The 19,934-nt window shown below is 69.2% G+C and carries 13 protein-coding genes; 5 read left to right on the forward strand and 8 right to left on the reverse strand.

Annotation, left to right across the window (positions count from 1 at the left end):
- Positions 1–366: 366 nt before the first annotated feature.
- Positions 367–1,488 (forward strand): alpha/beta hydrolase, encoded by a 1,122-nt coding sequence (locus ACH34W_RS35830; RefSeq protein WP_395965597.1) that lies wholly within the window; start codon positions 367–369, stop codon positions 1,486–1,488.
- 43 nt (positions 1,489–1,531) lie between these two features.
- Entirely contained in the window at positions 1,532–3,202 is a 1,671-nt protein-coding gene (locus ACH34W_RS35835) for an RICIN domain-containing protein (RefSeq protein ID WP_395965598.1), read from the forward strand.
- Positions 3,203–3,302: 100 nt separating this feature from the next.
- On the opposite strand, the gene ACH34W_RS35840 is transcribed toward ACH34W_RS35835, so the two are convergent.
- From ACH34W_RS35840 to glf, 6 genes are read right to left on the reverse strand one after another with little or no spacing between them, the layout of a single operon-like run.
- Positions 3,303–4,808, reverse strand: a complete 1,506-nt coding sequence (locus ACH34W_RS35840) for a sulfatase (protein WP_395965599.1) — start codon at positions 4,806–4,808, stop codon at positions 3,303–3,305.
- 57 nt (positions 4,809–4,865) lie between these two features.
- Positions 4,866–6,311, reverse strand: coding sequence for an acyltransferase family protein (locus tag ACH34W_RS35845; RefSeq protein WP_395965600.1), 1,446 nt, complete (start codon positions 6,309–6,311; stop codon positions 4,866–4,868).
- Positions 6,308–7,105, reverse strand: a complete 798-nt coding sequence (locus ACH34W_RS35850) for an ABC transporter ATP-binding protein (RefSeq protein WP_395965601.1) — start codon at positions 7,103–7,105, stop codon at positions 6,308–6,310. Before ACH34W_RS35850 ends, ACH34W_RS35845 begins: the two co-directional genes overlap by 4 nt.
- Positions 7,106–7,143: 38 nt before the next feature.
- Positions 7,144–8,016: an ABC transporter permease gene (locus tag ACH34W_RS35855; protein WP_395965602.1), complete on the reverse strand. Its 873-nt coding sequence runs from the start codon at positions 8,014–8,016 to the stop codon at positions 7,144–7,146.
- Entirely contained in the window at positions 8,013–10,004 is a 1,992-nt protein-coding gene (locus ACH34W_RS35860) for a glycosyltransferase (RefSeq protein WP_395965603.1), read from the reverse strand. The genes ACH34W_RS35855 and ACH34W_RS35860 overlap by 4 nt, the downstream gene beginning before the upstream one ends.
- Complete coding sequence (glf, locus tag ACH34W_RS35865; RefSeq protein WP_395965604.1) at positions 10,001–11,170, reverse strand: UDP-galactopyranose mutase; 1,170 nt, start codon at positions 11,168–11,170, stop codon at positions 10,001–10,003. Before glf ends, ACH34W_RS35860 begins: the two co-directional genes overlap by 4 nt.
- A gap of 224 nt (positions 11,171–11,394) precedes the next feature.
- Here glf and ACH34W_RS35870 point away from each other — a divergent pair, with 224 nt between their 5' ends.
- The 3 genes from ACH34W_RS35870 to ACH34W_RS35880 all read left to right on the forward strand — a co-directional run bounded on the left by ACH34W_RS35870 (position 11,395) and on the right by ACH34W_RS35880 (position 16,976).
- Positions 11,395–12,714 carry a hypothetical protein gene (locus tag ACH34W_RS35870; RefSeq protein WP_395965605.1) on the forward strand — a complete coding sequence of 440 codons (1,320 nt, stop codon included), beginning with the start codon at positions 11,395–11,397 and terminating at the stop codon, positions 12,712–12,714.
- Positions 12,711–13,619: a glycosyltransferase family 2 protein gene (locus ACH34W_RS35875; protein WP_395965606.1), complete on the forward strand. Its 909-nt coding sequence runs from the start codon at positions 12,711–12,713 to the stop codon at positions 13,617–13,619. The genes ACH34W_RS35870 and ACH34W_RS35875 overlap by 4 nt, the downstream gene beginning before the upstream one ends.
- Positions 13,620–13,715: 96 nt before the next feature.
- Positions 13,716–16,976 carry a hypothetical protein gene (locus ACH34W_RS35880; RefSeq protein ID WP_395965607.1) on the forward strand — a complete coding sequence of 1,087 codons (3,261 nt, stop codon included), beginning with the start codon at positions 13,716–13,718 and terminating at the stop codon, positions 16,974–16,976.
- Between the two features lie 194 nt (positions 16,977–17,170).
- Here ACH34W_RS35880 and ACH34W_RS35885 read toward each other — a convergent pair whose 3' ends face one another.
- On the reverse strand, positions 17,171–18,130 hold the full coding sequence (locus tag ACH34W_RS35885; RefSeq protein ID WP_395965608.1) for a glycosyltransferase: 960 nt from the start codon (positions 18,128–18,130) through the stop codon (positions 17,171–17,173).
- A 280-nt stretch (positions 18,131–18,410) separates the two neighbouring features.
- Positions 18,411–19,883, reverse strand: coding sequence for an LCP family protein (locus tag ACH34W_RS35890; RefSeq protein WP_395965609.1), 1,473 nt, complete (start codon positions 19,881–19,883; stop codon positions 18,411–18,413).
- Positions 19,884–19,934: the final 51 nt, after the last annotated feature.

Raw genomic sequence — 19,934 nt, forward strand, 5'->3', positions numbered from 1 at the left:
CGATGCGTCCCGTCGTGGAGAGGTGGCGGCAGCGCTAACCCGGCGAAGCTCACCGACCGGTGCGGGTGTGGGCTCCGGTGTCAGCGCGGATGCAGGCGCGGATTTCGGTGCGGTCTCCGGCCTAGGTGTCATGGCACGGCGCTTTGACTTGGAGTAGGCGACGTATCCCGCAGCTGCGGCGGCCAGCACGGCGCCACCAGCGGCGAGAATCACGACGCGTCGCACGGCGCACTCCAATCGGGGGAAGATCAAAATTGTAGCGTCGAGCAGCCCACCAGGGGCCACACGATCAACAACCGTTACCGAATGGGACGGACTTGCCGGTAGTGTCCGCTATGCCGGTGACTCGGGGATCAAGGAGTATGCGTGTCGCTTATCGGCTGGCCGTTGGTATGCCTGCTGATCGCCGCCGCAGTCGCCGTGCTGATCGCGACGGTCTGGGGCTGGCGCCGGCTGGGCGGCCAGGGACTACGCTTCGTGATCGGGCGGCTCGCGATGTTCGGCCTCTGCCAGGTGCTCGTGGTGGCGTCGGTGCTGGCGTTGATCAACCGGCAGTTCGGCTTCTACGCCACCTGGAGCGAGCTGACCGGGATCGGCCGCGGCGGCGAGGGGCCGGCGGTGGTCCAGAACGGCGGCCCGGCCGGGGCGCTGGCCGGCGCGAAGGTGATCAAGCTGAAGCCGGAGTTCTCGGTCGGCGGCGACCCGGCGAAGGACGGCTCGGTCGACACCGTGGACGTCCAGGGGGCCCGATCCGGGCTGCGCGGCCGCGGCTATGTCTATCTTCCACCGCAGTACTTCCAGCCCGGCGGGCAGCAGAAGCGCTTCCCCGTCGTCCTGGCGCTGAGCGGCTACCCCGGTGCGGTGCGCAACCTGGTCACCCAACTGAAGGTGCCCCAGACGGCGAGCAAGGAGATCAAGGCGGGGCAGGTCCAGCCGACCATCTACGTGCTCATGCGGCCGGCGCTCTCCGGGAGCCGCGACACCGAGTGCATGGACGTGCCGGGCGGCCCGCAGGCGGCGACCTTCTTCTCACAGGACCTGCCCGAGGCGATCTCATCCCAGTACAAGACCTCCACGTCCCGTACCGGCTGGGGCGTATTCGGCCTGTCGACCGGCGGCTACTGCTCACTCAAGCTGGCGATGCGGAACTCGAACGTCTTCTCCGCGGCCGCCTCCATTTCGGGCTACTACGGCGCCATCAAGGACTTGACGACCGGCGATCTGTACGGGGGCAGCCAGGCCGTCCGGGACGAGAACGACCTGTTCTGGCGGCTGCGCAACCGCCCTCCCCCACCCATCTCGGTCCTGGTCACCACCAGCAAGGTCGGTGAGCCGAACCGCGCGGGAACCGAGCGCTTCCTTTCGATGGTCAAACCCCCGATGCAGGCATCGTCGATCACACTGGACTCCGGTGGTCACAACTTCGGAACCTGGAACCAGGTCCTGCCGCCTGTGATGCGATGGATGAGCCAGCGGCTCACTCCCTGACGGACACCTCTGGCCAAGGGGTGAGGTGCGATGTAGGAGAGAGATGGGGAGCCAGTCCGGTCACCGCTCGGCCCCGGCCGTCGTACGCGTCACGGCGCTGCTGACGGCCATCCTGCTCGTGGCCAACTGGTGCGCGGGCTCAGACTCCAAGCCGCCCGCGCCGAAGAAGCCGCCGAAGCCCACCGCGGCCGGACCGGCGCCTGAGGCGGCCGCGCAGCTCGTCACCCGGCCGGAAAGGCCGCTCGATGACCGGGAGGCCATGTACCCGCGGGCGATCCGGCTCAAGGACGGGCGCATCATCGTCAGCGTCTCCAGCTCGGCTCAGGGCGGCCTCACCGATCTGGCGCGCTTCTACGAGAGCGCCGACGACGGCGCCACGTTCAAACCGATCTCGGAGATCCGGGACGACCGGGCGGCCGGTGGCCGCGGCGGGTGTTGCGGCAGCCTGTTCCAACTCCCGCACCAGGTCGGCGCCCAGCCGGCCGGAACCCTGCTGTGGGCCTGGACGGTCGGGATGAAGAACAAAGCGCCGGGGCGGCACCCCGAGCTTCGGATCTGGCGGAGCACGGACGGCGGCCGTCACTGGAGCCATCTGTCGAGCTGCGCGAGCGCGCCGCCCGGGACACCCTCCGACCAGGGCCTCTGGGAGCCGGAGCTGGCCCTGGACGCGCAGGGCCGGCTGGTCTGCTACTTCTCCGACGAGACCCGTCCGGGCCACGACCAGACGATCGCACAGGTGGTGTCGACCGACGGCGGGGTCACGTGGGGCGCCAGGACGGATGTCATCACCCTCGGCGGCGGCGCCCGCCCCGGCATGCCCGTGGTCAGGCGCACGCCCAACGGCACGTACTTCATGGTGTACGAGGTGTGCGGCCGGGACCAGGACTCCTGCAAGGTCCACTACCGCACGTCGCCCGACGGATGGAACTGGGGCGACCCGCGCGATGTCGGCACCGCCGTCCGCACCGTGGACGGCAAGTTCCTCTACCACGCCCCCACGGTCACCTGGATCCCCGGCGGCGGCCCCAACGGACGCCTGCTCCTGGTCGGCGGCCTCCTCCGCTCCGAAAACGGCAAGCTTTCCCGTCCGGCGAGCGGATCCACCATCCTGGTCAACGTCGACAACGGCCGTGGCCGCTGGTACGAGCAGTCAGCCCCGGTCAGGGTGGACTTCTCCGCGCGCCCCGACCACGACGAGGTGGTGTGCGACAACTACAGCTCCACGATGCTTCCGGTGGCCGACGGCAACGGCCTGCTTGAAGTCGCCACTGAACGATCCGGCAGCAAGACGTGCCGCGCGTTCGTCGGCACGGCCGCGATGCAGCCGGCCGCGCCCGCCCCGCCCAAGCCCGGCTCTTACCGCCTCCGCAATGCGGGCAGCGGCCTGTGCCTGGACGCCACAGGCCCGGGTGACACCACGCGGCAGTTGCCGTGTGATGCACGCCGTCCGCGCCAGAAGTGGACGATCTCCGGAACGCCCGACGCCTCGCTGAAGCTGCGCAACGCCAAGACGGGCCGCTGCCTGGGCGGCCCCTGCGCCACCAGCCCCACCTGGTCCGTCAACCAGCTCACCGGCATGATTTACACCGTCGTCGCTAAGGCCTCCGGCAACTGCATCGATGTCGCCGGCGGATCGCACACCGCCGGTGCCGCCGTCCAGCAGGCGCCGTGCACCGGCCGGGCCGCCCAGCTCTGGCGCGTGGAACCCCGGTGACGGATCTCCAAGATCTGGCGCGTGGGGCCCCGGTGAGGGATCCAAGATCTGGCGCGTGGAGCCCCGCTGACGGATGTCCAAGATCTGGCGTCTGGGCCCGCTAGCGGATCTTGCGGCACGCGGCCCCGGCACACGTGCGGTAGGCGCCGAGCACTCCTTGCAACTCGGTCCGCCTCGCGGCCGGCATCTGGGCGTAGAGGTTCCCAAGCTGGTACGGATCCCGCGTGAGGTCGTAGTACTCACGGTCCCCGTTCTGGTACTCCACGTACAGCTCGCTCGCGGTCCGCACCGCCGCGTATGTGGGCGGGTTACCGCCGTATTTGAGTGGCAGGTCCGGGTCGTTCTTCTGGAACTTGGGCCCGAGATGTTCGATGAACGCGCTGATCCGCCAGTCCCGTACGGATTTGCCTTGCAGTAGCGGGAGCAGGGACCGGCCGTCGGTGTTCTGCGACGGCTTCACTCCTGCCAACTCCTGGAACGTAGGGGAGATATCGGTGTTCTGCGTGAACCGCTGCTCCGTGCTGCCCGCGCGCACTCCCGGCCCTGACACGATCAGCGGCACCTTGATGTCGGTGTCGTATGCCGTGAGCTTGCCCTCGTCGAGTCGATGCTGGCCCATGTGGTAGCCGTTGTCAGAGTTGAAGACGAAGTAGGTGTTGTTGCCGACGCCCTTGGCGTTCAGTGTGGCCTGGAGCTTCCCGATCATCCGGTCGACCGACTGGACGGCGCGCACCCGCTCCCGGTACGCGCGGTCGATGGCCTGGACCTGCTTGGGGCTGAGCTGCGGATACGTGCGCAGCCAACCCGGCTTGTCACTGATGTCCGGCTCGTTGAAGCCCGGCGTCCTGGGTGCCTTGAGCTTCGCGAACGACTTGGCGTCCTGGGGGGCGGGCGTGGCCGGCGCGTGGGGCGAGAACGTCGACATCTGCAGCATGAAGGGCCGGCGGGTGTCGACACTGCGATTGATGAAGTCGACGCCCTTGTCCGACAACACTCTGTTGAGGTAGTCCCTCGGTGCCCGCCCGTAATACCTGAGGACGCCGTTGCTGTTCAGGTTGTAGTTGTACATCCCGTAGCCGAGCCCGGTGACCTGCCATTCGGTCCAGCCCGGCGGAACGTAGGTACGGGTCGAGCCCTGCTGCTTGGTCGGCTCGTAGCCGTTCATGTACTTGCCCATGAGGGCCGTCCGGTAGCCGGCCCGCTGCAACGACATCGCGAAGGTGTTCTGCTCGTTCCCACGCTGTTGGAAGACCGTGAACCCCCCGGTAGGCGGGTCATTGCTCTGGACCCCGGTGTTGTGCGGGAACTTCCCGGTGAGGATCGTGGCCCGCGACGGGCAGCACAGCGTGTCGGCGACGAAGTAGTTGGAGAACGTCATCCCGCGCTGCTGGAGCCGCTTGACGTTCGGCATGTACTGGAGCAGGCCCCAGTCCAGGTCGTCCGTCAGCACGTACACGAGGTTCGGCTTATTGCGTGCCGCCTCCGCGTCAGCCGTCGCCGGTGCCTTGGCGCGCTTGCCGCCCCCGCCCATGCCACCGCAACCCGCGAGCACCATGGCGACAGCGATCAATGCGCCTGCCAGCCGTCTCGGCCTCGCGCGGAGCATCCAGTACCTCTTCCGACCATCGGGGCCAATTTGACGATCTGGGCAACCTTGATCAGATTAAGGCATTCCGTCGCCCGGCGCGGTCCGAACACTTTCCCAACGCCCTTCCAACGGGGCCTCCCCCGCAACAGGTTCCCCATACGGTCTCCCGCCGTAGGAGGGGCCGGGCTGTACTGCAGTTGCTGAGGTTTGTGCGGGGACCGTTGAGGTCTGTGCGGGGGCCGATGAGCTCTGCGCGGAGACCGATGAGGTCTGCGCGGGGACCGGGGCTTGTGCGTGGACCTCCCCGGGCGCCTGCGTGAGAGCGGACGCCGCCGGTGCCGGCGATGAGGCTTTGGCGGCCACCCCGGCGCCCTGCAACCGGATCTGCTCGAACGCGGTCGTCAGTCTCGGCCTGAGCCAGCCCTGCGCGGGCACCTCCACCAGCCGGTAGACGGCGTACGAGACCGTCAGAGCCACGACGACGCTGACACCGAGGGTCTCCCACGAGCCGAGCGCGTCACCGAGCTGCTCCCGGACCACTCGGCCCAGCGTCTCGTGCACCAGGTAGAGCGGGTAGGTGAGCGCACCGAGCACCGTCGCACCGCGCACGCCGAGCCAGCCCATCCGCCGGGTCGACACCAGCCACATGATCGCGAAGACGAGCGTGACGCCGAGCGGGATGGCCAGGTTCCGCGTTTCGGGCAGTGCGAGGACCGGATTGAGAACCGTGGTGCGGTGGTAGGTGGCCAGCGCCCAGCTGAACCCGATGATCAGCGTGAGCGCGAGGTTCGGCCCGAACCGGTACATGAGGTAGAAGGCCATGCCCGCGACGAAGTAGGGCGCCCATGTGGGGACCAACAGCGCCATCAGCAGCGTGGAGTCGACCTCCTGCGCGAACACCCCGGCGAGCAGCCAGGCCACCATGAACGCGATGCACCGGCCATAGGTCATCCCGCGCTTGGCCAGCAGCGCGACCGCGACCAGCACGTAGAAGTGCAGTTCCACCCAAAGCGTCCAGTAGACGCCCTCCAGCGACTGGACGTGCAGGCCGCTCTGGAGCATGGTCATGTTGGGCAGGAACGCCTCCAGCGCGCCCCTTCTCTCCTCGTCGGCGGGAAGCCACCGCAGCCCGGTGGCCAGGTAGACCATCAGCACCAGCACGACGGCGAACCAGTAGGCGGGGAAGAGCCGGACCACGCGCGAAACAGCGAACCGGTCGACGCCCCGGCCCCATGCGCTCATCAGGATGACGAACCCGCTGATGAGGAAGAACAGGTCCACGCCGAGGTTGCCGTACTGCGTGGCCTGGGACACCCCGCTCATCTGGTCATAGCCCTGCGGACCCCACCCGACGATCTCGCCGACGTAGTGGTGCAACATCACCGCGGCTGCGGCGACGAAACGGAGCAGGTCGAGCTCATGCAGCCGCCCGTGGGCGGCCGTGGCGGGAGTGGCGGTGACGGGGGTTGTAGCGGTGGCGGGGGACTGGGAGGGGTGAGCATGATGGGGAGCTGGGGTCATCTACTTGCTCCGGCGGCCGGGGGCACGGGCAGACCGAGGGCGCGGCGGCGTTCCTGGCGCTTACGCACCAACAGGTCGGCGGCGGTGTCGATGTCGCCGTCCCACAGAACACGTCCTTTCTCCAGAAAAACACCACGCGTGCACAATTGACGCAGCAGCTTAGCGTCATGGGCGACGATGACCATCGTGCGGCCACTGTCTTTGTATTCGCGGAGCCGCTTGATGCACTTGTCCCGGAACAGCGGATCGCCTACGGCCAGGACCTCGTCGATGAGGAACACGTCCGGCTCGGTGTGCACAGCGATGGAGAAGGCCAGCCGCATGAACATGCCGGACGAATAGAAGCGCACAGGCTGGTCCAGGAAGCGGCCGATGTCGGCGAACTCCACAATGGAGTCGAACTTCCGCAGCGTCTCGGCACGGTCCATGCCGAGGATCGCGCCGTTCAGGAAGATGTTCTCGCGGCCGCTGAGATCGGGGTGCAGGCCGGCACCGACCTCGATGAGCCCGGCGATGCGGCCGCGCACGCCGACCGAACCGGCGTCCGGCGGCAGCACCCCGGAGATGATCTTCAACAGCGTGCTCTTGCCGGACCCGTTGACGCCCAGCAGCGCCACGGACTCGCCCACGCCGATGCTGACAGAGACCTCGTCCAGCGCGACGAACCGTTCCTTGAGCTTCTCCCGGCGGAGCGCCCGCACCGTCATGGTCTTGATGGAACGGGCGTGCCGGAGAGTGAACCGCTTGGTCACCGCGTCGACGACGATCGCTTGCCGACCTGACGAGTGGGTCACGTCACAGCTCCTCGGCCATGGTCAGCTCCTCGGTCATGTCACAGCTCCTCGGCGAAGCGGCGTTGCAGCCGGGCGAAGACGAGCTGGCCGAACACCAGCACCACGACGCCGATCGCCAGCGAGATGAGGCCGTCCCGGGTGAGGTGCGGCGGGAACAAGAACGTCTGGTCGGTGGTGGGCCACCAGAACGCGCGCTCGAACAGCAGCACGGCGTCCGCGATGGGGTTGGCCAGGTAGAGGTCGAGGGCCCAGCCGGGCGCGGTGTCGCGCACCACGGTCCACGGATAGATCATCGGGACGGACCAGGTGATGAAGAGCGTGGCGATGTCCACCACCTTGTCGGTGTCCCGGTAGAAGACGTGCAGCGCACTGCACAGCAGCCCCAGCCCCATGCCGAACACGGCCACCAGCGCGAAGCCCAGCAGCGCCGACCCGATGGCCCCAGCGCTCGGCGTCCAGCCCCAGGCGATCGAGACGCCGGTCACGATCGCCAGGCCCGGCACCAGGTGAACACAGGACACCAGCAGCGAGGCCACCGGAAAGAGCTCGCGCGGCAGGTAGACCTTGCGCACGAGCGGCGCGTTCCCCAGCACGGAGTGCGTGGCGTTGATCAGGGTCTCGTTGAAGAACGAGACCAGGATCAGGCCGGAGAACATGAAGATCGGGAAGTGCTGAACGTTCTTGCTCATCCCGAGGAAGATGCCGACCACGAAGAAGAACACCGCGAAGTGCGCGGCCGGCCGTACGTACGACCAGCCGATCCCCAGCAGCGATCCCTGGTAGCGGGCGCGCAGCTCCCGCCGGACGATCAGCCTCAGCAGGTAGCGGCGGCGGACGACGTCGCCCAGCCCGCCACTGCGTCCCGGTTCGACCAGTTCCCCGGCCGCGGCATCACCCGACGCGACGGTCATTCCGTACGGGCCTTCTCGAAGGTCGCTACCCACTCCTCCTGTGAGGTCAGCATCGGCAGCGCGTCCTTGTACTCCTGGCTGAGCTTCGCCCAGTCCTTGCCGAGCTGGGCGTGCAGCGCGGACGCGCGCTTGATGAGCGACCAGAACCGCTGCGGGTCACGCTGGTACCAGGCGACCTTGGTGCCGTCGGCGGACGAGACCAGCGCGCTGTCGAACTTGGTGAGCAGCCACCAGGTCTGGTCGACGTGCGGGACGACCGCCTCGGGGTTGCTCTTGGGCAGCGAGCCGACCGGCTTGAGCTGTCGGATGCCGCCCATGATCGCGGTCTGGAACATCGCGCGCCGGTTCTTCGGCGGGACGACGTCGCGGCCCTTGCGTGGCGGCTTGCTGCGCTTCACGGCCGGGAAGGCGTCCAGGTCGGGCTTGGCGCGCGCGTCGGTGAAGCTGGCCCGGAACTCCCGCAGCTCGCCCATCTTGGTGACGATCGAGGGGTGCAGGTCCTGCGGGCCCTTGAGCGCGTCCTCTATGGCCATCAGCATCAGCTCGGCCGTGGAGTACTGCATGGCCAGCGCGTGCTTGACGGTGATGAACAGGCTCTCCTTGAGCATGTTCCCGCCGCGCTCGTACGGGGAGTACATGAGCGCCGTGATGACACGGTTGCGCTCGGTGAAGTACGCCTGCCAGTCGGTCATGACGTCCTTGGAGTGCCACGGCACGTGCCACACCGCGGCGCCCGGGAGCGAGACCGTCGGGATGCCCGCCGCCTTGGCCCGCAGGCCGTACTCGATGTCGTCCCACTTGATGAAGAACGGCAGGGAGAGGCCGATCTTGCGGATGACGTCGACCGGGATCAGGCACATCCACCAGGCGTTGTACTCGACGTCCGCGCGGCGGTGCAGCCAGTCGGTGTGACGCAGCGGCGAATGGGCGAGGTCGTGCGACAGGTGCGTGTTGGCCGCGGGGACCATCCACCAGCGGTAGCGGGCGATCGTCTCACCGAAGACGTGCAGCACCGAGCGGTTGTAGAGGTCCAGCATGTGGCCGCCGACGATCATCGGCCCCTTGGCGAGGTCGGCGAAGGTCACCGAGCGCAGGATGCCCTCGGGCTCCAGGATGACGTCGTCGTCGAGCAGGAGCGCGTAGGTGCTGCGGCCGCTCTCCACGGTCTCGTGCATGACGCGCGCGAAGCCGCCGGAGCCGCCCAGGTTGGCCTGGTCGATCACACGCAGCTTGTCGCCGAGCGCCTCGGCCGCGGCGGCGAAGTCGGGGTGGTCCTCGATCCGGTCGGTGCCCTGGTCCACGACCACGACCTCGTCGATGACGTCCAGCACGTCCCCCGCGCCGCCCAGCGCGATGAGCTGCTCGACACAGAACTTGGGCCGGTTGAACGTGGTGATGCCGATGGTGGCGGTGCCCTGGGCGACCTGCCCGGCGTCCGCGCACCACTCCGCCTCTTCGAGCACGGCGGTCCGGCCGTCGGCGACGATGTCGAACCAGTACCAGCCGCCGTCGATGAACGGGGCGAGCGGCAGGGTCACGGTCTCCTCGACCGAGGTGTCGGAGTCGACGTGCAGGGACTTGATCCGCTCCAGGTGGCCCTTGCCGGTGGAGCGGTAGATGAGGACGGTCGCCTCGCCACTCAGTCGCAGCCGGAGGGTGACCTCCTCGAGGGTGCTCCAGCGGCGCCAGTAGCTGGCCGGGAAGGCGTTGAAATAGCTGCAGAACGACACGCGGGCACCCGACGGCACGACGATGCTCCGGCGGCCGACGATCTCAGCCTGGTCTTCCTTGGTCGCCGGCCGGTAGGCCTTGCCACTGCCGGAGCTCGGCTGGTCCTGCTCGGCCAGCACCTGCTCGGCGGCGCTCTGCAGGTCCGCGGCCTTGCGGCCGAAGACGGCGTTGCCGTCCACGTAGAGCTTCAGGACGTCGAAGTCCCGCTCCGCGGGCATGATCACGCGGTGCAGCACGCGCAGCTGATCGGCACTCATTCGTCCACTCCTCCAGAGATGAGCCGCTCGCCCTGCGCGAAGTGGGGCCGCAGCCGGTTGTCGACCATGCTGAGAGCGCTCGCGATCGCCATGTGCATGTCGAGGTACTTGTAGGTGCCGAGGCGGCCGCCGAAGAGCACGCTGTCCTCGCCCTTGGCCAGCTCACGGTAGGCGAGCAGCTTGGCCCGGTCCTCGGGGGTGTTGATCGGGTAGTACGGCTCGTCGCCACGCACGGCGGAACGCGAGTACTCCCTCATGATCACAGTTTTGTCGGCCGGGTACCAGTCCCGTTCCGGGTGGAAGTGCCGGAACTCGTGGATCCGGGTGTAGGGCACGTCCTCGTCGGCGTAGTTCATCACCGGGGTGCCCTGGAAGTCGCCGGTCGGCTTGACCTCCATCTCGAAGTCCAGCGTGCGCCAGCCGAGCTCGCCTTCGGCGAAGTCGAAGTAGCGGTCCAGCGGGCCGGTGTAGATGACCGGGACCTGCCCCGCGAGGTCGCCGCGTACCTCGAAGAAGTCGGTGTTCAGCCGCACCTCGATGTTGGGGTGGTCGGCCATGCGCTCCAGCCAGGCGGTGTAACCGTCGACCGGCAGCCCCTCGTACTTGTCGTTGAAGTACCGGTTGTCGAACGTGTAGCGCACCGGGAGCCGCGCGATGATCTCGGCGGGCAGGTCCTTGGGGTCGGTCTGCCACTGCTTGGCCGTGTAACCCCGGATGAACGCCTCGTACAGCGGCCGCCCGATGAGGGAGATCGCCTTCTCCTCCAGGTTCCGCGCGTCGGTGATCTCCCCGGCTTGCTCGGCGACCAGGGCCCGCGCCGCGTCCGGGGAGAACGCCCGGCCGAAGTACTCGCAGATCGTCGCGAGGTTGATCGGCATCGAGTAGACCCGGTCCTTGAAGGTCGAGTACACCCGGTGCTGGTAGCCGGTGAACGAGGTGAATTTGTTCACGTACTCCCACACCCTCTCGTTGGAGGTGTGGAAGAGATGCGCGCCGTACCGGTGGATCTCGATACCGGTCTCGGGCTCGGCCTCGCTGTAGGCGTTGCCGCCGAGGTGGTCACGGCGTTCCAGGACGAGCACCCTCAGCCCCAGGTCGGTCGCACAGCGTTCGGCGACGGTCAGCCCGAAGAATCCGGAGCCGACCACCACGAGATCAACGTTCACGGACGTCCTTCTGTGTTGACGAGGGGAGCTGCGCCCTGCTCCAGCAGGAGTCCACTTCGGCGGACTCTGGGACGATTGAGGGCGTTGGGTCGCTAAGATACCTGCGCCACCAGGCCTGGATGACCAGGTTGAAACACTTGGCCGGTATTTTCCTGGTTTGTAAACCGCGCTGCCGTTCCAGGTGTCCTGCGCCAGATCACGAGACCGACCCCGGGAGTACCCAGGTGCCCGACGCACCCGCCCCCCCGCCCCAGACCGTCTTCCTGCACATCGGCGCCCCGAAGAGCGGCACCACCTTCGTCCAGGGAGTCCTCTGGCGCAACGCCGAGCTCCTCGCCGAACACGGCGTGGTCATGCCCGGCGGTTCGTTCGGCGCACACGTGGCGGCCACCCGAGACCTTCGCGGCCTGCGGCCCGAGCCGGACGACCCGGCGCCCGACTGGGACGGCGCCTGGGACGGGCTGGTGGACAAGATCAAGGAATCCGCCGGCCGGGTCGCGGTCATCTCCAACGAGGTGCTGGCGGCGACCAACGCCGACCAGGTCAAGCGGGCGGTGGACTCCCTCGCGCCGGCCGAGGTGCACGTGATCTACTCGGCCCGCGACCTGGGCAGCCTGCTGCCGTCGGAGTGGCAGGAGTACGTCAAGCACCGGTTCCACTTCGCCTTCGAGAAGTGGCTGTCCGAAGTCGTGGACGGTCCGCGCGACGAGGCCGCCGGTGAATGGTTCTGGCGTGTGCACGACATCCCCGAGGTGCTCGGCCGCTGGGCCGCGGTCGTCCCGCCCGACAGGATCCACGTCCTCACCATGCCGCGGCCGGGCAGCCCGCCCACCCTGCTCTGGGAACGTTTCGCCTCGCTGATCGGCGTCGACCCCGAGCTGGTCGATCTGTCCGAGGCCCGCACCAATTCCTCGCTGAGCTGGACCGAGACCGAGCTGCTGCGGCGCCTCAACCAGGCCATCGATGAGGATGCGCCGATGTGGCTGTACCACCAGCTGGTCACCGATGTGCTCGCCCTGAAGGTCCTGCCGGGTCGCGGCGCGCCGGGGCGGGTGCCGCTGCCGGCGGACCGCCGCGAATGGGCCGCGCGGAAGTCCGAGAGCCTCGTCACAGCCGTGCGGGACGGGGGCTACGACGTGGTCGGCGATCTCGACGAGCTGCTGGCCGCACCCGTACCGGCCACCGAGCCGGCCGCGGCGCCGGGTGATCCGGAGCTGCTGGACGCCGCGACCCACACCATCCTCGGGCTGCTGGACCGGATCTCGATGTTGCGCACGGAGATCGGTGACTTGCACAAGGAACGCAGCGAGCAGCGGACGACCGCACTGCCGAAGCTCATGGCGCGCCATATGAGCGAGCGCAGCCAGGCGGTGTGGAAGATGCGTGTGGGCTACTGGCACCTGGTCGAACGGATCAAGGGCGTCGAGCCTCCCGCCCTCCCGGCCCCCGGGGATGCGGAGGCCGCCGACGACACCGAAGCCACGGAGGAGGAGACCGGCCCCGCCCTCTCCAGCCGTACGGCGAACACCACCGCAAGCCGATGACCCCGCGTGTCGTCGCCGTCGTGGTGACCTACAACCGGCGGGAGCTGCTGACCGAGGCGCTCACCGCGCTGGCGGCGCAGACCCGGCGCCCGGACGCCGTCGTCGTCGTGGACAACGCTTCAAGCGACGGCACGGCCGACCTCGTCCGGGAGCGGTTCGGCGACGTCGAGCTGGTGGAGCTGACCGACAACACCGGCGGCGCCGGCGGCTTCGCGGTGGGCATCGCCCAGGCGCTCGACCAGGACGCGAACCTGATCTGGTTGATGGACGACGACACCGTCCCCGAGCCGGCGGCGCTCGCGGCACTGCTGTCCGCCCGGGAACGGTCGCCGGCACCCCCGGCGCTGGTGGCCAGCCGGGTCGTCTGGACGGACGGCCGTGAGCACCCGATGAACACCCCGCGGACCAAGCCGGGCGCCGGTCGTGCGGAGCTCTCCGCTGCGGCCGCCGCGGGCTGCACGCCCATCCGGTCCGCCTCGTTTGTGTCGGTCCTCGTCGACGCGGAGGCGGTACGGGAACGCGGGCTGCCGATCGCCGACTACTTCCTGTGGAACGACGACTTCGAGTTCACCACTCGGCTGCTGCGTGGCCGGGTGGGCCTCTACTGCCCCGCAAGCGTGGTCGTGCACAAGACGAAGACCTTCGGCGGCACCGACGTCGACCCCGGTGACCGGTTCTACTTCGAGGTGCGCAACAAGGTCTGGCTGTTCACGCGCAGCCGCGGCCTCGCGCCCGTGGAGCGCTCGCTTTACGCGGCCTCGACCCTGCGCCGCTGGGCCCGGACATACGCCGGCTCCGCGGACCGCACGACGCTGCGCCGCGGCCTCAAGAAGGGGCTGTGGGACGGGGTGCGCAACGGTCCCCGGCCCACCGAGGAGCTGCTGCGCGACGTGAAATCGCCCTGAGCACGCCGTGTGACCCGAAGCGCAGCTCAGCCTGTGCTTCCATCCTCAATGCGTCGCTATCATCCTTGGCGACGCAGACGACCACGGGAGACCGGCGTGACCACACCGAGGACTCCGGACGACGAGCCGGGCGACGACCAGACGCGGGCTGACTCCTTCGACCAGCCGTCGGCGCCCCCACCGCCCCAGTGGCTCGACGAGGGCCAGGCGACCCCTGGCTCCCACCTGCCCCCGGAACCGCCACAGCTGCCCCCGGATCCGCCACAGTTGCCCCCGGAACCGCCACAGTTGCCACCGGACCCCGCCGAGCCGCCCCCCGCCCAGGATCAGACGATCATGGATGCCGACGTCGGCGACGCGATGCAGACGCAGGTCGTCCCTGCCAAGCAGCCCGGCACCGGCGAGCAGGCTCGTGCCGCCGGCCAGGCTCCAGCCGCCGATCAGGCTGGAGCGGGCGAGCGGATCGACACGGAAGCCACAACGTTCATCGCCCCCGGCCAGGCCGGAACGCCCGCGCCGGGTGCCACGCCGCCTGCTCCTGCGAACCCTCCTGCGGCAAGCCCACCTGCAGCAAGTCCTCCTGCGGCAGGCCCTCCTGCGGCGAACCCTCCGACCGACATGACCGTGTCGGATTTCTCGCGGTACATGCCGGGCCCGCAGCAGGCACAGCCGCCCGCGCCACCGCCGCCGCCTGAGCCGTTCCCGTACGCCCAGCAGATTCCGCCGGCGCAGCAGGTTCCCCCGGCGCAGCAGCCGCAGCCTCCGGCGCAACCATCTGCACCTGAGCCGTTCCCCTACGCGCAGGAAATCCCGGGTCAGACCCGTCCCGCCGCTCCGTCGGCCCCTGAGCCGTTCCCTTACGCGCAGGAGATTCCCGGCGTCCCGTCGCCCAACGCGGCGGCCGCTCCCCCACCCTTCCCGTACGCCCAGGAAATCCCGGGCGCGGGCCAGGCCGGGCCCGCTCCCGCGGCTCCTGCGGCTCCCCCTCCCCAGATCGACGAGCCGTGGCGCACCCCCTCAGCCGGCAAGCGCAAGCGCAAGCTCAAGGTCGGCAAGAAGCCGCTGCTCATCGGCATCGGCGGGCTTGCCGCCGCCGCTCTCGTCGCCGCCGGTGGCTTCTTCGTGCTGGGCGGGGGCGACGAGAGTGACGACGGCACCGTCACGCTCGCCAAGAACGTCTTCGCGATCGATCCGGCCGTCCGCGCGGACGGCCGGATCCAGCAGCTCACCGACGTGGCCTCGGTCGGCTCCACCGTCGTCGCGGTCGGCGGCGAGTCCGACCCGGACCAGCAACGCGGTGTGTTCCTGGTCTCCGGCGACGGCGGCAAGACGTTCAAGCAGGCCTCCGTCGGCGGCCTGGAGGGCGCCGGCCCCGCTTCGGGCGATGTGCCGCAGCAGGTCGTCGGTTCCGAGCGCGGCTGGATCGCGATCGGTTCGCGGGCCGGCGGCGGCGCGGTGTGGACCAGCCGGGACGGCAAGGACTGGCAGCGCCAGCCCGACGCGGTCGGTGACGTGTTCCGCCCCGGCAACCAGGTGAAGCAGGTCATCACCACCGGCAGCGGCTTCGCCGCCATCGGAGAGAACTCCGAGAAGGGCGACTTCAGCGACTCGCAACCCGCGCTCTGGCTGTCCACGGACGGACAGCGCTGGGAGGCGCTCATCGGTGACAAGTTCGCCATCCCGGCCCCGGCACGCAAGGGCAAGGTCTCACTCATCAGGGCCGCAGCCAGCGGCAACGCCATCCTGCTCAGCAGCCAGCACACCCCTGACCCGAAGAAGCCCCAGACCACGTTCCGGCGCGTCTGGCGTTCCGACGACGGCGGCCGCACCTGGGTACCGGCGAAGGTCCCCGCGCCCAAGGGTGCTCGCGGCCTCATGGTCGGCGGTGGCAAGCCGGGGCTCCTGGTGATCCGCGAGGTCAAGGACGGCGACAAGCCGGCGTACGGGCAGGCGTACACGTCCACAGACGGCCAGGCGTGGACCACGGCCGGCAAGCTGGAGAGCCCCGGCTACCAGCAGGTCTCGCAGATCCTCGCCACCGACTCCGGCTACGCCGCCCTTGTGGTCCGGGGGCGCGACGTCCTGATCTCACGCACACAGGACGGCAAGTCCTGGCAGGACGCGGGCTTCCTCCCCAACAAGTCCGGGCAGACGTTGCAGAGCGCCGCCTTGTCCGGCGATCAGACCATCCTGGTCGGCCGGGCCACGGGGGTGGGCGACGGCGACGCGCTGCTGTCGGTCTGGAACGCGCGCGGCAGCCAGCTGCCGGTCGACCCCGCCAAGGTCCCCGGTGCCAAGCGCCCCGACCACAATGTCGCCACCGTGGCCGCCGCCGACGGCCGCGCGGTGGCGGTCGGCAGCGCTGGCGGTGACGCGGCGCTGTGGAGCACGCAGGACGGCAAGTCCTGGACGGCGGGCAAGGGTTCCGGGACTGCGTTGGCCCGGCCCGGCTTCCAGATGCTCCTGGACGTGACCGGCGGCAAGTCCGGCTGGCTCACGGTCGGGTTCGACGACTCGGTTCCGCGTCGGCCGATCGTCCTCACCTCCGCCGACGGCGCCACATGGCAGGCCATGGACGGTGACGCGCAGTTCAAACCCGAGAAGGACGCACTGACCACGTTCGCGGCGGCCTCAGGACCGGCGGGCTACGTGATCGTGGGCGACGAGGGCCTCTCCGCCACGACCTGGTTCTCCGCTGACCTCAAGAAGTGGGAACGCGGCAAGGGCATCGGCTCGAACGCGCTGGCCGCACAGCCGAACTCCAACCGCTGGATGCGATCCGCCGCCGGCGGCTCGTTCGGCTACGTCGCGGTGGGCGGCGTACGCGACCCCAATGTGGGCGACGCCCCCGCCGACCGTCCCGCAGTGTGGACCTCGGCCGACGGCAAGCAGTGGACGCTCCAGCAGCCGCAGTTGCCAGGCGGTCTGCGTGAGGGTTTCCTGTCCCACGTCGCAGCCAAGGGCAACACCCTGGTGGCGGCGGGCACGGCGACGACCGGCTCGGCCAACATGCCCCTCGCCTACGTCTCCACGGACGGCGGCAAGACGTGGCGCGAGTCCAAGATGCCCGCCCCGGACGGGGTCGCCGGCATCGACGTGACGGCGCTGACCGAGACCTCCAAGGGCTTCACCGCAACCGGGGTCACCGGCCGCCAAGGCGCCACGGACGTGGTCTCCTGGACCTCAGCCGACGGCGTCTCCTGGACCCCCTCCAAGCCCGGCGGCGACGGCCTCGACGGCGACGGTGACCAGCAGATCACCGGACTGGCGGCCCTCAGCGACACCCTCCTCGGCGTGGGCCGCACCGTCACCCGATCGGACGAACAGCCCGTCCTCTGGACCCGTTCCGTCCCCTGACGCCACGAACACAGCGCCCCGAACACAGCGCCCCGATCCCTCCGCGGGGATCGGGGCGTTCGGCATTGGAAGGCGGCCCTGCGACGGGTTGGCGGAGTTGATTCGCCAGAGTTGATTCAGCAGCACTACTTCGGCACGGCACCGCTGCTTGGGGACCGCTACTTCAGCAGCGCTACTTCAGCAGCGCTACGGGCTCAGGCGTGCGGCGGGAACTGGTGCCCCGCTGAGGGCGCGTCGTGGGGAGGAGCGGCGTGCCGGGGAACGTAGGCGGGCTGCTCAAGTAGGGGCGCGGGCGCTTCGAGCTTGTCGCGGTTCTTGTTGCGGCGAGCCCCGTACGGGGCCACCAGCAGCCGGTACACGGGACGGCGGATCGGCGTGGGGACCAGCCGGTAGCCACCTCGGACCACGACGTTCCGCCAGTACTGGGGCCGTGAGATGAACCCTTCGCGGAGCATCGCGCGCTGGAGCCGCATCTCGGAGCGCAGCAGGTCGCGGCCGCCGCGGCGTTCGTACGCGCCGTCACCGACGCGGTAGTAGACCAGCGGCTCGGCCACGTTCACCACCTGCGCGCCGTTCGCGATCATGCGGGCGAACAACCAGTAGTCCTCCATCAGCGGGAGGTCTCCGTAGCCACCCGCGGCGATCACCGCACTGCGGCGGTAGACGACGGTGGGGTGGTTGAACGGGTCGTGCAGCCGCGAGTAGCGGGCGATGTCGAGCGGGTCGCTGGGCGGGATGCGCTGGCCGACCACGTCGTGGATGTCGGCGCCGAACTCCAGCAGGCCGGCGCCGACCAGGTCGGCGCCCGCCTGGACGAGCGGCACCTGGAGCCGGAACCGCTGCGGCATCGCCACGTCGTCGGCGTCCATGCGGGCCACGATGTCGTAGCGGCTGGCCTGGAGACCGGCGTCCAGGGCGGGACCGAGCCCCCGGTTGGCCTCCAGGGAGAGAAAGGTCACCTCGACCGGGCTCGTCGCCACGAGCTCCTTGAGGCACACCGCCAGCTCGGCCGAGATCGGGCCGTCCTGGACCAGCACCACCTGGCTTGGACGGAGTTCCTGCGCATCCACCGCACTTCGGAACGCCGCCCGGACGTACTCCTCCCGATCACCGCCGTACACGGTCATCAGCAGGGCGAAGGGTTCGGGCTGCATGCGGTCCATTTCCGGGAGGGGTCGTCTGCGGGGGTCACAGGGCCGGGGGGCGGCGCTCTGAAGGACGACACGAGGGGAGCTGGCTGAGCCAGTGGTACCTGTCCTACTTATGACGCTTTGGAGGTCTTATTGGTTTGCGTGTCGCCAAGATACCCGTGGGCTGAATGTGGCGTCGGCGGATCTGCCCTGCTTGTCGGGTATCTTCATCTGCTTTTCATCTGGTCGGGCGGGCCTTACGCCGTCGCGGCCACACCCGGCCATCGGCACCCTCACGTCCGGCTCACGTCTGGGCGCAGACGTCGCGGTCGGCGCGGAGCTCTCCGGCGATCTTGGGGAGAGGTTTGCCGGCGCCGGGCATGACGGCGCCGTCCTTGCCGATGACCAGATAGACGAGCCCCGCCTTGCCGGCCGCGTACGGCCGGGGCGGATGGCCGGGCAGGGCCGCGGCGAGAGCGGCCGCCTGCCGCTCGGCGCCCGCGCCGTACAGGATCTGGGTCTTGAAGCCGGCGGGCGCCTTCTTCGTCCCGACCTTGGCGATCTTGAAGCCCTTCTCCTCCAGCTGCTCGGCGGTGCGCTGGCCGAGCCCGTCGGCCTTGGTCGCGTTGTAGACCGCGACCTGGACCTTGCTGGGCTTGACCGGCCGCACCGGCACCTTCGAGCCCGGCTGCTGCGCGGGGATGGGGGGCGGTGCGGGCTCGGGCAGGGTGTTGTCCTGCTTGACCGCCTGGAAGAGGGGCGTCGCCAACGCCATGTTGAACTGCACGCGGTTCTTGTCCTGCGGATAGGCCTGCACCGGAACGGTGACGAACCTCACCTTGCCGGCGCTCATGCCCTTGAGGCTGCCCGCGAGCTTCTGCATGACCGAGAGCGTCAGCCGGTCGTCAGCCTTGATCGACTTGGTGGCCGCGGAGAGGAAGCCGTACGCCTTGCCCGGGTCGGTGAGCATGCCCTTGGCGGTGGCCTTCTTGACGACCGAGGCCATGAACGCCTGCTGCCGCTGGATGCGCGACAGGTCCGAGCCGTCGCCCAGCCCGCCGGTGCGGGTCCGCACGTAACCCAGCGCCGCGTCGCCGCGGACGGTCTGGCGTCCCTTCTTGAGGACGAGTTCGGCCTTCGGGTCGTTGATCGCCCTGGGCACGCAGATCTCGACGCCGTCGAGGGCGTCCACCACCCGCTTGAAGCCCGAGAAGTCCACCTCGACGTAGTGGTCGATGCGGATGTCGGTGGTCGCCTCGATCGTCTTCCAGGTGCAGGCCGGGCCGCCGACGGAGTACGCGGCGTTCATCATGGCGAGCTGCGGGGGCGACTTGCTGCCGTCGCGCTTCGTGCATGACGGCATCTGCACCATCGTGTCGCGCGGGAAGCTGATGCCGATGGCGCGTTCACCGCCCGGCGAGATGTGCAGCAGGATCGTGGTGTCGGAGCGTTCCCCGCCCTCGGCGCCGTAGCGGGCGTTCTCGCCGGCCCGCGTGTCCGACCCCATCATCAGGATGTTCATCGAGTTGTTGAGCTTGGCCGGGCGTTTGTCCCCGAGCTTGTCGTCCACGTTCTCGCGGTCGATCTGCCCGTCGAGGCTGCGCCAGGTCATGTACGCGCCGAGGCTGCCGACGACCATGAGCACCGACATCACGATCGACACCCATCCGAGCACGCGCCAGCCCCGCCCCCGCGTCGGCGGCCGCGGTTGTCGCGGCGGCTGCGGAGCCGGGTCGTCTCCCCAGAACGCGTTGTCTGGCTCGGCCAATCGCTGCATCCGTTACATTTCAGCACACTCGGGACACCTGCCACGGCCATCACACCAAAG

The organism is Actinomadura sp. 6N118 (assembly GCF_044326415.1).
In the GTDB taxonomy this organism is placed as follows: Bacteria; Actinomycetota; Actinomycetes; order Streptosporangiales; family Streptosporangiaceae; genus Spirillospora.